This window comes from Sediminicoccus sp. KRV36 (assembly GCF_023243115.1).
Taxonomy (GTDB): Bacteria; Pseudomonadota; Alphaproteobacteria; order Acetobacterales; family Acetobacteraceae; genus Roseococcus.
Genome location: NZ_CP085081.1, coordinates 736,015 through 750,441, shown reverse-complemented (window position 1 = coordinate 750,441; position 14,427 = coordinate 736,015). Strand labels below are relative to the sequence as shown.

Here is a 14,427-nt window from a genome sequence, read left to right as displayed (position 1 = left end):
GTATCGGGCGCGATCGTCGAGGCTTACCATTTCAAAAGCGCTAAGTTACAGCTGTTTATCACATGACACTCATTTTGTCTCTGAAGGCGTCTCAAAAAGACTCATTCTCCGATCAAAATCAGCATTCTTCGGTTGACGAACAATCTCAAAATTCGTAAACATCGCCTTAACGGGATCATGCGTCGCCCTTCGCGGCCCCCCGTCTGGAGGCAAAAAATATGTCCGCTCGTCCGATCGTCTCGTTCACCAACGGCTCAGCGCTCAGCGCTCCGATTGGCGGCCTCCAGAACCTCACGGTCCGCTTCGACAATGTCCCGGACGCGGCACCCGGCTCCAATGTCGGGTATTCGCCCTACATCAACCTGATCCTGCCCACGAACGGGGCGGATGGCGCGGGTGCGGGCAACTCACCGGCGAATGACGGCGTGATCTTCCTCGGGGCCACCTTCCTGGGTGCCGGCCTTGAGCAATGGGTCCTGGAATTCCCGGCCGGCGGCACCGTCATCCACCCCTTCAGCAAGGATGCCTCCGGCAACCCGCTGGTCGTCACCGGCACCCCGGGCGAGACGCTGGTTGTCCTGCGCCTCCCCTTCGGCAGCTTCACGCCCGAGCAGACGGCGGCCGATGTGCAGGTTTCGCTGCGCGTCTCCAACCTGGCCGATCTCGCCACGCCGCTGAACGTGCAGGCCAGCGGCGGCTTCGCCTATGGGCTTGACCCGCTGCTGAACCCCAGCACCGATGCGCCGGTCTTCGGCCCGCCCGCCAGCCTCGCCATCACGCCGACCGTGCTCGCGGTGGATGTGGACTATGTCGGCCCCGAGCAGGAAACCGCCACCGGCCCCTCCTATCCGCGCGAATGGCTGGTCAAGGCGCTGATCGCCGATGGGCAGACCGTCACCGGCCTGACCCTGCGCGACACCATGCCGGACGGCACGTACATCAAGTCCGTCTCCATCGTGAACGGCACCGGCACCACCAGCTTCGACAATGCCACGGGCCAGGTTACCGCGAACCTCACCGGCAGCTACACCGGCGGCGTGGGCGGCGTGCCGACGCTGAAGATCGAATTCTACGTCCCCGAATTCCTGCGCGATGGTACGACCCCGGTGCTCGACCCGGTGACGGGCGCCTTCCGCGTGCTGGAAAACAACGCCCGCCTGGATGCCAGCTGGACACCGACCGATGGCCGCGACGCCGTCACGGTCTTCGCGATCAATCCGGCCGGCCCGGAGGATGTCATCACCGCCAAGTCCATCGCCGTGCAGAAGTCGGTCGAGGCGCTGACCAGCCTCAAGGCCGGGGAAAACCTGGAATGGACGCTGGACGGGCAGGTCTCCAACTACTTCAACATGGATGACCTCATCCTGGTGGACAAGCTTGGCGACGGGCAGATCTTCGACGCGAGCAAGCCCGTCACCATCACGATGAAGGAGGGTGGCGCCACGCTGTTCAGCGGCACCATCGCCGCCGCCAACATCAATGCCGTGCGCGACATGGCGACCGGCATCACCACCATCACCTTCGACGTCTCGAAGGAAATGCGGGACCGCGGCATTGACGATGTGCTGAACGGCCAGCCCAGCGGCGTGAACAACCAGGCGACCGTGCTGGTGAAGTTCCAGAGCACGATCCAGACCAACTACATCTCCACCGCCCCGGCCCCCTCGAACGAGCCGCTGGTGGACCAGGGCGACCCGCTGAGCAACGGCATTGATTTCGGCGGCGTGGTGGATGAGACCAATCGCCCGAAATCAGATGACAGCGGCGCCAGCGTCTCGCTGCCCGTGAGCGACGTTTCCAAGTCCATCTACGCCATCAATGGCAACACCGCCTTCACGCCGGGCCCCGTCTCGGCCGGCGATGCCATCACCTTCCGCCTCAAGCTCGATATGCCGCTGACCGGCGCGCATGACGTGGAACTGCGCGACTACCTGCCCTTGCCCGTCCTCAAGGCCATCTCGGGCATGACCTTCACCGATGTGGTGAGTGCGGCAACCCCGGGCGCCAACCAGGCCAAGTGGGGTCCGAACGACAGCTTCGATGCCTCGGGCGATCCCAGCACCAACCCCATCATCACCTATGACAGCGTCAGCAACTCGCTGAAGTTCGATTTCGGCGATGCGCGCGCCCCCGGCAATCCGTCCTCGACGATTGATCTCCTGTTCACCGTGGTGGTGCAGGATGAGGAATTCGGCGACGGCCTGCTGCTGACCAACCAGGTCACCAGCACCGAGACCAACAGCTTCGGCAAGGAATTCCAGGACAACGCGATCGTCCAGTTCGTGCTGGGCGAGCCTGAGCTGAACATCACCAAGGGCGTGATCGCCGATACCAATCCGGCCGCCACCACCACCGGCTCCCTCGGGCCCGTCACCTTCTCCGCACCCGGCACCGCGGGCAACCGCTTCACCGGCACGATCAACAGCACCAACCTCGCTTCCGCGCCGATTGACGCCAATCTCAAGGGCGCCGATGCGGGGGACCGCGTCTCCTTCGCCATCGTCGTGGAGAATACCGGCTCCTCGCTGAAGGGCGCTTTTGACGTCCTCATCCGCGACACGCTGCCGACCGGCTTTGAAGTGCCGGGCAGCGGGTTGAACCTGCGCATCACCGATGGCGCGGGCAACCTGATCCCCTACACCATCGAAGGCACCAGCATCTTCGACCCGGCCGGCGGCATCCGCCTGGGCGATGCGGTGAACAGCGGCGCCATCGGGGCGAAAAGCGCCACGAGCGGCGACAACATCATCGTCATCACCTACGACCTGGAGCTGGTGGACACCGTCGCCGCCTTCGGCGCGAACCTGACCAACACCGCCACCATCAAGCATTTCGCCGCGATGGAAGGCGGCATTGACCGCACGCCCTACACCCCGACCGGCGATCTTTCCGATACCGCCATCGTCACGACGCAATCGCCGACGCCGGTCAAGGCGGTCTTCACCACCAGCGAGAGTCACACCGGCACGCTGGCCGGCAATGACAGCCTGACCGACGCAACCATCGGCGAGACGGTCACCTACCGCATCACTGTCACCGTGCCGGAAGGCCGGATGACCGATTTCCGCGTGGAAGACTGGCTGCCCACCGCCAACGCCAATGGCGGCGGCGTGATGGAAATGCTGGCCGCGCGCTTCATTGGCGTCACGGGCCTCGGTGCCGGCAGCACCTTCGACGACACACCGGTCATCTCCCTCTCCGACAGTGACGGCGTCAACGGCAATGACCGCGCCAGCTTCGGCTTTGGCGATGTGCTGAACACCGCCAATACGCTGGCCACGCAGCCCGCCACCGTGACGATCGAGGTGGATGCCCGCGTCAAGGACCATGTGGACAATGTCCGCGGCGACATTCTGACCAATACCGTCAAGGTCAGCGCGGCCAACCCGAATGGAAGCGGCCGCAACGAAACCACCGCGACCGCCAATATCGAGGTGGTGGCGCCGAACCTCGTCATCAACAAGACCGCCGACAAGACGACGGCGGATGCGAATGACACCGTCAAATACACCATCACCGTCACCAACAGCGGCGTGCCCGCGACGGGTTCCGCCAACAATGACTTCACCGCCCGCGCCTGGGATGTCTCCATCAAGGACCTGCTGACCGATGTGCAGCTGGACGCCATCTACCAGGGCGCGACGCTGAGCATCTCGGGCGTCGCCGCCGGCCGCATCAGTCTGGGTGGCCCCGGCCCCGTGGATTACGTGATCGACTACCTCGACCCGGGTGAGGCGGTGACGGTCAAGTTCGACGTCATCGTGAAGCCCGACGCCGATGCGGGCGAGAAGCTGGACAACACCGCGACCGCCAGCGGCAGCTCGATGGACAATACCGGCAACCCGGATGACCGTGTGAACACGGTGTCGGACGGCCACACCGTGACACTCCTGGCGCCCAGCGTCACCAAGACCATCATCGCGACCTCCAACGCCGATACCCGCGGCCCCGCCGCCGAGGGCGTGGTGCCGAGCGATCGGTTTGACCTGGGCACACCCGACCTCGCCATCGGCGAGGAAGTCACCTACGAAATCCGGGTGCGCCTGCCGGAAGGCGACAGCCCCAACCTGCGCATCATTGACGCGCTGGAAGACGCGACCGGCACCCGCAACGGCTACCTTTCGCTGATCCCTGGCTCCATCGAGGTTGTCTCGGTCGGTTCCGCGCTCACCACCTATGCCGGTGGCGTGATCGGCGCGCCGACGCTCACCTCCTCCAACACCGGCCAGAACAGCAGCAACGACACCTACACGCTGAACTTCGGCAATGTGCGCAACACCCTCGTCAATGCCAATACCGATGCGGAGGTGATCGTCCTGCGCGTCAAGGCCATCGTCACCGACGTGGCCGTCAATGGCGACAATGACCTGCTGACCAATTCCGCCAGCGCGCAGACCGGCACGACCGGCACGCCGAGCACCACCAGCAACACCGCCTCGGTGAATGTGGATGTGGTGGAGCCGTTGCTTCTCATTGACAAGACCTCGGCGCTCGCCGCGCCGAGCCAGCCGCTCGATGCGGGTGCGCTGGTGAATTACAGCATCACCATCCGGCATTCTTCCAGCTCCGATGCGCCGGCCTATGACCTGGTGCTGAGTGACCTGATCCCGGTCGGCATGGAGCTGGTCGGCGGCACGCTCACCGCCTCGGCCGGCAGCGTCAGCAACAGCGGCAATGCGATTTCCTGGAGCACGGATCGCTACCTGCTCGGCGCCTCCACCGTGACCATCACCTATCAGGCGCGCGCGCTGGATACGGTGACACCCGGCCAGGTGCTGGCGAACACCGCCCGCCTGACCTATGACGGCAACCCGGCCGATCCGGTGGATCCGCTGAACCCCACGGCCGCCGAGGATCTGGCCAGCCGCAGCTACAACATCCAGGACACCGAGACGCGCAACATCGTCCTGGCACCTACCATCGACAAATCGGTGATCGCGACCGGCGATGCCAATACGCTCGCCAATTTCGTGGACGCGGCCAATCCGGACGCGGCACCCGGCGAGACGGTGACCTACCGCCTCACCGTCACGGTGGGCGAGGGCACGCAGCGCCTGGTCGTCTCCGATACCCTGCCGACCGGTCTGACCTTCGAAAGCGCCTCGGTCGAGAGCATCGGCAACACCATCACCGGCTCCTCGCTCAGCGTGGGTTCGGCCGCCACCTCCATCTCGGGCGGGGCCTACAGCTTCGACTTCGGCACCATCGTCAATGCCGGCGACAATGACCGCGATGCGGGCGATACCGTCACCATCCTGGTCACGGGCCGCGTGGCCACCACGGCCACGGCGGGCAGCACGCTGACGAATACCGGCCGTGCCGAGACCTATGCGCCGGGTGTCGGCAAGACCGGCCTGGGTGTCGCCACGGATGACGCGAAGATCGACATCGTCCGCCCCGACCTCGTGATCGTGAAGGACGCGATCTCCGGCAATGGCGGCGATGCGGGCAACCTCGTCACCTACCAGATCACGCTCAGCCATGCGGCCGGCAGCACCTCGCCCGCCTATCTGGTGAACCTCGCCGACATCATCCCCGCCGGCGTCACGCTGGTGGCAGGCACGGCCACGGCTTCGGCCGGCACCATCACCGAGACGGGCGGCAATATCGGCTTCTCGATGAGCCAGTATCTGCTGGGCTCGGCGCCGGTGGTGATCACCTATCAGGCGCGCCTGGCCGCCAATATCGTGGATGGCCAGTCCATCACCAACACGGCCAGCGTCACCTACAGCTCCGCCCCGGTGCTGGGTGTGAGCGTGACCGAGACGGACCCGGCCACGGTGACGACGGATATCGTCAACACCGTCATCAAGACGCTGGTCTCCACCTCGCTCGGCGCCACGGTCGGCAATGCGGTCGGCATTGGCGAGGAAGCGACCTTCCTGGTGACGGCGACTCTGGGCGAAGGCTCGCAGCGCATCATCCTGCGCGACGTGCTGCCCACCGGCCTCGACCTCGTCAGCAGCGAGCTGGTCTCGCTGGGCGGCATCACCGGATCCGGCTTGAGCCTCGGTTCGGCCGGCACCTATGACGCCGGGACGCGCACGCTCTCCTTCAACATGGGCGACATCAACAATCCCTTCGACAACATGTCCACGCTGAATGACCAGGTGGTCTTCAAGGTGGTGGCGAAGGTTGCCGACATCGTGGGCAACACGGCCGGCAAGGTGCTGGACAATGTGGGCGCCGTCGTCTCCTCCGCCCCGGTGAACCCCTATGCGGTGGCGCCTGGTTCCTCGCTCACGACGGTGACCGAGAATGAGGCGGTGCAGGTGGTGCGCGCCTCGCTCGGCGGCGTGGCCTTCACCGATGCGGCCGGCGATGGCCAGCGCGCCGGTGCCAGCGACACGGTCCTGGCCGGCATCCTGGTCACGCTGCTGAACGCCGATGGCTCGGCCACGGGCCGCACCGCGGTCACGGCCGCCGATGGCTCCTATCTGTTCGATGGCCTGGTTCCCGGCACGTATCGCGTCCGCTTCGACGAGAGCGGCGGCAACAAGCGCACGCTGACCGATGTCGGCGGCGACCTGACGGATAGCGACGCGAACCAGACCACCGGCGTGACGGGCACCTACACCCTCGCCAATGGCGACAATGTCCGCAACGTGGATGGCGGCTTCTACCAGCTCGCCACCATCGGTGACCGCGTCTGGGAAGACAGCAACGGCGATGGCCTGCAGAATGACGGCGCGACCGGCATTGTCGGCGCCACCGTCAACCTGCTGAACGGCGGCGGCACCGTCATCGGCACCACGACGACGGGTGCGGATGGCTTCTACCAGTTCACCGGCCTCATCCCCGGCAACTATTCCATCCAGGTGCTGCCCACGGGCTTCACCGCCTCCACGCAGAATGCCGGCGCCAATGCCAATGAGACGACGGATAGCGACGTCAATGCGCTGGGCCGCAGCGACGCCTTCACCCTGGTCAGTGGCCAGAGCGAGCCGCGCCTCGATGCCGGCTTCTACAAGGGCGCCAAGCTCGGCGGCACATTGTTCGAGGATGTGAATGGCGATGGCCTGCAGGGCGGCCCCGGCGAGGGCGGTATCTCCGGCCGCGTGGTCGAGCTGCTGAACAGCGCGGGCAACCCCACGGGCCGCACCGCGGTGACCGACGCGAATGGCGACTACCTCTTCGACAATCTGGCACCCGGCACCTATGCCGTGCGCTTCGTGCCGGATGCCGCAACGCCCTTCACCAAGGCCAATATCGGCCTGAACGACAATATCGACAGCGACGCCAACCTCACGACCGGCAAGACGGCGAATATCACGCTGGCTTCCGGTGGCGATGACCGCTCGCTCGATGCCGGCGTCTATCGTCCCGCCAGCCTCGGCGACAAGGTGTTCGAGGACATGGATGGCGATGGCCAGCAGGATGTGGGCGAGCCCGGCATCGCCGGCGCCACCGTCCGCCTGCTGAACGCCGATGGCACGCCGGTTGCGGGTGTCTCGCCGATCGTCACGGGCGCTTCGGGCAGCTACAACTTCACGCAGCTGGCTCCCGGCGATTACCGCGTCGAGATCATCAGGGCCGGCTATGTGCCGACCGTGAAGGATAGCGGCGCCGATGGCTCCGACAGCGATATCGGCACCAATGGCCGCACCGATGTCGTGAACCTCATCTCCGGGGAGACCGACAACACGGTGGATGGCGGCCTCTATCGCACCGCCACGCTGGGTGACCGCGTCTGGCTGGACGTGGACAATGACGGCCAGCAGGATGTGGGCGAGGCCGGCGTCTCCGGCATCACCGTCCGCCTGCTGCGCGCCGATGGCACGCCGACCGGCCAGACCACCACCACGGGCGTGGACGGCATCTACAGCTTCACCGACCTCGCACCCGGCGATTACCGGGTGGAGTTCGTAGCCCCCGCCAACCGCGCCTTCGGCAAGCAGGATCTGGGCGCCGATGCCTCCGACAGCGATGTGAACAGCGCTGGCCGCACCGGCATCATCAACCTGGAATCGGGCGAGACCGACAACACGGTGGATGCCGCGCTGGTCGAGCTCGGCAATCTCACCGGCCGCGTCTGGGTGGATCGCGATGGCGATGGCCTGGAAGAGGGCGGCGAGGCTTCGCAGGCCGGCATCACCGTCCGGCTGCTCAACGCCGATGGCAGCTTCACCGGCCGCACCACCACCACGGGCGCCGATGGCAACTACCTCTTTACCGAGGTTGTGGCTGGCAGCTACCGCGTCGAATTCGTCATCCCCTCGGGCCTCAAGCTCACCCTGCGCGACCAGGGCGGCAATGACACCGTGGATAGTGATCCGAACACGACCAGCGGCATCACGGATCCGGTCAGCGTCTTCCCCGCGACGACGACGCGCGATGTGGATGCGGGCGTCTATGTTCCGGCCAGCATCGGTGATCGGATCTGGCATGACCTGGATGCCGATGGCGTGCAGGATGCGGGTGAGGCTGGCCTCGCCAATGTCACCGTCAATCTGCTCGGGGCCGATGGCGTCACGGTGATCGGCAGCACCACCACCAATGCCAGCGGGATCTACAATTTCGGCAACCTGGCGCCGGGCCAGTATGGCGTGCAGGTGGTGCGGCCCACGGGCTACGAAACCTCACCCATTGACCAGGGCGGCAATGACGCGGCCGACAGCGATGCCAATGCGGCCGGCGTGATCGCACCCACCATGATCTTCTCAGGCGATGCCCGCACGGATCTGGATGCGGGCCTGTTCCAGCGTGTCACCATTGGTGACCGCGTCTGGCTGGACAGCAACGGCAACGGCCTGCAGGACACGGGCGAGGCGAATGCCCGCGGCGTCACGGTGAACCTGCTGAACGCGGCCGGCGCCGTGATCAGCACCACGGTGACGAACACCAACGGCAACTACAGCTTCGCGAACCTGCTGCCCGGGACCTACAGCGTCACCTTCGTCGCGCCCGGCGGCACGGTCTTCACCGGCCGCGACCTCGGCAATGACGCGCTGGACAGTGACGCCAACGCCACCAATGGCAGCACCTCCCAGATCACGCTGACCTCGGGCCAGACCAACAACACCCGCGATGCGGGCCTGCTGCTGGCTGCCTCCATCGGCGACCGCGTCTGGGCCGACCGCGACGGCGATGGCCAGCAGGACAGCGAGGAGCCGGGCATCGGCGGCGTCACCGTCCGCCTGATCTCCGCGGCCGGCGCCATCCTGGCCACCACCACCACGGATGCCGGCGGTTTCTACAACTTCGGCAACCTCCGCCCGGCGAGCTACAGCGTCGAGTTCGTCACCCCCGCCGGCTACACGCCGACGCTGCGTGATATCGGCAATGACGGCAGTGACAGCGATGCCGGCGCCGGCGGCCGCACCGGCAGCTACACGCTGGTGCAGGACCAGGATCTCACCACCGTGGATGCGGGCTTTATCCCCAACGTGGTCGGCGCCTGCGACCTGCCGACCACCATCCTGACCCCGGGTGCCGACAACTTCGTGGGCACCGCCGGCGCGGATCACATTGACGGCCTGGGCGGCAACGATGCCATCCAGGGCACCGACGGCAATGATTGCCTCCAGGGCAATGATGGCGATGACGCGGTCTTCGGCGGCAATGGCGATGACAAGGTCCAGGGCGGCAAGGGCAACGACAACCTGCACGGCAATGGCGGCAATGACGTCATCTACGGCGGCGACGGCAACGACACGATCGAAGGCGGCGACGGCAACGATTGGGAAGAGGGCGGCGCCGGCAACGACAACATGCAGGGCGAGCTGGGCGACGACACCATGTTCGGCGGCACCGGCAATGACAGCATGACCGGCAATGAGGGCAACGACATCGTCATCGGCGGCGCCGGCAACGACGACATCCGCGGCTCCGTCGGCAATGACACCATGGCGGGCGGCACCGATACCGGCACCATCCGCCTGGTGGCCGGCACCTTCACCAATGTGGTGATCGGCGACAGCGTGCAGGGCGATGCGGGGGCGGATAGCTACATCTACCAACGCGGCGATGGCGTGGATCTTCTCTACAGCTTCAACCAGGCCGAAGGCGACACGCTGACCATCTATGGCATCAGCGGGCCGACCGCGATCGGCACCTGGAACACCATGCCGGTGCTCTACTTCGGTGTGGACAGCGCGATCATCCTGCACAGCTACAACGGCCCGCCGCTGACCATGGGCGGCCCGCTGCCCGGCATCACCTTCGTGCCCGGCACGCTGGTGGCGCCGCTGCCCGGCGAACGCGGCCCCATCCAGGGCGGCGTCGGCGATGACAGCCTGACCGGCACCACCGGCAATGACCTGCTGGAAGGCCTGCAAGGCAATGACACGCTGGTCGGCAACGCCGGCAATGACACGCTGCTGGGCCAGGATGGCAACGACCTGCTGCTCGGCGGCGCCGGTGCCGACGTGCTCGATGGCGGGGCTGGCACGGATACCGCCAGCTATGTCGGTGCGACGGCGGCCGTCACGGCGTCGCTCGCCACCGGGCTCGGCACCGGCGGCTTCGCCAATGGCGACAGCTTCCTCTCGATCGAGGACATGATCGGCTCGGGCTTCAACGACCGCCTGACGGGCGATGGCGGCGCGAACCGGCTTGAGGGTGCCGCCGGCAATGACACGCTGATCGGTGGTGGCGGCAACGACACCATCATGGGCGGCGCGGGCCAGGATTCGATGACCGGCGGCACCGGCGCGGATCGCTTCGTCTGGAGCGTGCTGAATGAGAGTGCGGCGGCAACGCCAGACCGGGTGACGGATTTCGCCTGGGCGCAGGGCGATGTGCTCGACCTCTCGGCGATTGACGCCAATCTTGGCCTGGCGGGCGATCAGGCCTTCACGCTGATGGCGGGCAATGCCTTCGCCGGCGGCGGCCAGGGCTCAATCCGTCAGTCGCAGAGCGGTGGCGATACGCGCATCGAAGTGGACCAGGGCGATGGCGGCACGGCCGAGGCGGTGATCATCCTCACCGGCCTGCACACGCTGGTGAACACCGACTTCGTGTTCTGATCCGGGGGCGGCGGTCGAGGGGCGGCACCCCTCGACCGCCGCCGCCTCTGACCTGTGCCGGCCGAAGCCCTCTTCGCGCTGAAAACTGCCAGGGAGCGAGAGCGTTTTGCGCTCTCCCGCGCACTCCGCTTTGCGGGCAACCCCACCAAGAAGCCCGATGTCTCGGATCTTCGATGTTTCAGATCCAAGGATGAAGGTGCAGGAAACAGGTTTCCTGCCGGCGAGTTCGAGGGACCAGCCCCTCGATCCCACCCCGGGCGGTGTTCACCAGCCTGCTAAAGCGAGGCCGGAACCCGCGCTTCGGCCAGGGCGGCCGCCTGGCGTTGCGCCAGCTTTTCCTCGCTGTAATCGGCGATGAGTTCGTTGAACATGCGGTGCCAGTTGCGCTCGGCCTTGAGGCGGAAAAACACGCTGCCCAGGCCGATCGCGGCACGGTCCATCAGCGGGAATTCGCGCGGGATCTTCACGCCACCGGTGCGCTTCAGCCCCTCATGCACGGCCTGCGCCACGCGGCGGCCATGCGTCGGGTCATCGGATTGCTGGATCAGGCGGACCTTGTCCTCCATCAGCGGCTCATAGAGGAAATCCGCCCAGGATTTCAGCACCAGCATCGTCTCGCGCGAGAGGTTGCGGAAACCCCAGGATTCAAAGGCGTGGTGCGCCTTTTCGTCATCGCCATCGCGCACCGCCTCATAGAGCATGATGACGCCGGTGATGAAGCTGGGCGGGAAGATGCGGACCACGCCGAAATCCAGCAGGCTGATGCCGCCATCGCCACCTTTGGTGCCCGGCTGCCGCACCTGGTAATTGCCCAGATGCGGGTCGCCATGGATCACGCCATAGCGATAGACCGGCTTGTACCAGGCCTGGAACAGCGCCTCGGCATAGCCGTTGCGCTCCTCCAGCGAGGGCTCCTCCTCCAGCCGCTTCAGGATGGAGCCGCCATCCAGCCAGGTCATCGTCAGCAGGCGGCGGGTGGTCAGGTGGTCAATCGGGGTGGGCACATGCACGCGCGGCTCATCGGCCAGGATCAGGCTGTAGAGGCGCTGATGCGAAGCCTCCCGCGTGTAGTCCAGCTCCTCGCGCAGGCGGTCGGCGATCTCGGCATAGGCGTCCTCATTGTCGAGCGCGCTGTCCATCCGCTTGTAGAGCTGCATGCCGAGCTTGAGCTGCTTGAGGTCCGCCTCCACCACGGAATTCATGTCCGGGTATTGCAGCTTGCACGCGACTTCCGTGCCGTCCTGCAGCTTCGCGCGATGCACCTGGCCGAGCGAGGCAGCGGCCGCGGCCTCACGCCCGAATTCGGAGAAGTTCTTCTGCCAGTCGCCGCCGAGCTCCGTGCCCATGCGGCGGTTGACGAAGGCCCAGCCCATCGGCGGCGCATTGGATTGCAGCGTGGCGAGTTCGCGCGCGTATTCTTCCGGCAGTGCGTCCGGAATGGTGGCGAGGAACTGCGCCACCTTCATCATCGGACCCTTCAGCCCGCCCAGGATCGCCTTGAGGTCCCCCGCATGCGCATCCTTGTTGGTCTTGATGCCGAGGAAACGCTCCCCCGCCACCCGCGCCGCGATGCCGGTGACAGCGCCCGAGGTGCGCGCCATGCGCCGCATTTCGCCGAAGAAGGAGGAGCTTTCGCGGTCGCTCAAGAGGTGGCCTCCAGTTCGTCAATGAAGCCCGAGATCACGTCCAACCCCCGCTTCCAGAAATCCGGGCGCGAGGCATCGAGGCCGAAGGGCGCCAGCAATTCCTTGTGGCGCAGCGTGCCGCCGGCCTTGAGCATGGCCATGTATTTCCCCTCAAAATCCGGGACGCTGCCATCGCGGTACACGCCGTAGAGCGCATTCACCAGGCAATCCCCGAAGGCATAGGCGTAGACGTAGAAGGGCGAGTGCACGAAATGCGGGATATAGGCCCAGTAGCAGGCGTAATCCGGCGTGAAGTCGAAGATCGGCCCCAGGCTCTCGGTCTGCACCTGCATCCAGATTTCGCCGATGCGCTCGGACGAAAGCTCGCCCTGGCGGCGCTCGTCATGCACCAGCGTCTCGAAGCGGTAGAAGGCGATCTGGCGCACCACGGTGTTCAGCATGTCCTCGACCTTGCCGGCGAGAAGCAAACGCCGCTTGGCCGGATCGGTTTCCGCATCGAGCAGCGCGCGGAAGGTCAGCATCTCGCCAAAGACGCTGGCGGTTTCAGCCAGGGTCAGCGGCGTGCTGGACATCAGGTAGCCCTGCTCGGCCGCCAGGCGCTGATGCACCCCATGCCCCAGCTCATGCGCCAGCGTCATCACGTCCCGCGCCTTGCCGTGGTAGTTCAGCAGCAGATACGGGTGCGCCGAAGGCACCGTGGGGTGGGCGAAGGCGCCGCCCGACTTGCCGGGGCGCAGGGCCGCGTCAATCCAGGGCTTTTCAAAGAAGGGCGCGGCCAGCTTTTCCATCTCGGGCGAGAATCCGGCATAGGCAGCGCGCACCTGCTGGACCGCCTGCGGCCAGGGAATGCTGCCATCCGCATCGCGCGGCAGCGGCGCGTTGCGGTCCCAATGCATGAGCTTCTCCAGGCCCAGCCATTTCGCCTTCATCGTGTAGTAGCGGTGGGACAGGCGGGGAAAGCTCTCGCGCACGGCCGTCACCAGCGCGTCCACCACCTCGTCTTCCACCATGTTCGCGCGGTTGCGGGAGGAGCCGGGGCGCGGGTGGTTGCGCCACTTGTCCATCACCTCCTTGTCCTTCACCAGCGTGTTGGTGATGAGGCTGAACAGGCGGATACGCGAGCCAAACGCCTCGGAAACACCCTTGGCCGCGGCTTCGCGCACGGCGCGGTCACTGTCGGAGAGCTTGTTCAGCGCGGCGCTGACGCAAAGCTCCTCACCGCTCACCGTGACGGTCATGTTGGCCATGGTCTCGTCGAAGAGGCGGTTCCAGGCGGCGCGGCCCGTCACCTCCTTCTCATGCAGCAGCCGCTCCATCTCGTCGGAGAGCTGGTGCGGCAGCCAGACGCGCAGGTCGCGCAGCCAGGGGCGGAAGCGGGCCAAAGCGGGGCTGGATTTGAGCTTGGCCTCCAGCACGCTCTCCTCGACGTGGTTCATCTCCAGCGTGAAGAAGACGAGGTGGGAGGAGATCTGCGTCACCCGCTCCTGCATGGTCTGGTAGAAGCGGCCGTTTTCGCCGTTCTGCGCATCGCCCGAGAACAGCAGCTGCGCGAAGCTCATGACGCGGCCCAGCACTTCCTCGATGCGCTCATATTCCATGAGGGCCTCGGCCAGGGCATCGCCGGAGAGCGCGGCCAATTGGCCGGAGAGCCGGGACTGGAACGCGCGCGCCTCGTCCTCGGCACGGGCGAGATCGGCGCCGAGGGCCGCATCATCGGGCGCCTTGTACAGGTCCGAGAGGTCCCAGGAGGGGAGGCCCGAGGGCAAGGCGACATCGCCGGCGGCGATATCGAGGGGGGAGCGCAACATTTCAGG

Annotated in this window: 3 protein-coding genes; 1 reads left to right on the top strand and 2 read right to left on the bottom strand. The window is 66.0% G+C overall.

From position 1 onward, the window contains the following. Positions 1-218: 218 nt before the first annotated feature. Positions 219-10,967, top strand: a complete 10,749-nt coding sequence (locus LHU95_RS03460) for an SdrD B-like domain-containing protein (protein WP_248709987.1) — start codon at positions 219-221, stop codon at positions 10,965-10,967. 275 nt (positions 10,968-11,242) lie between these two features. Here LHU95_RS03460 and LHU95_RS03455 read toward each other — a convergent pair whose 3' ends face one another. Further along, complete coding sequence (locus LHU95_RS03455) at positions 11,243-12,613, bottom strand: AarF/ABC1/UbiB kinase family protein (RefSeq protein WP_248709986.1); 1,371 nt, start codon at positions 12,611-12,613, stop codon at positions 11,243-11,245. After that, positions 12,610-14,421: a M3 family oligoendopeptidase gene (locus LHU95_RS03450; protein ID WP_248709985.1), complete on the bottom strand. Its 1,812-nt coding sequence runs from the start codon at positions 14,419-14,421 to the stop codon at positions 12,610-12,612. Before LHU95_RS03450 ends, LHU95_RS03455 begins: the two co-directional genes overlap by 4 nt. Positions 14,422-14,427 lie beyond the last annotated feature (6 nt).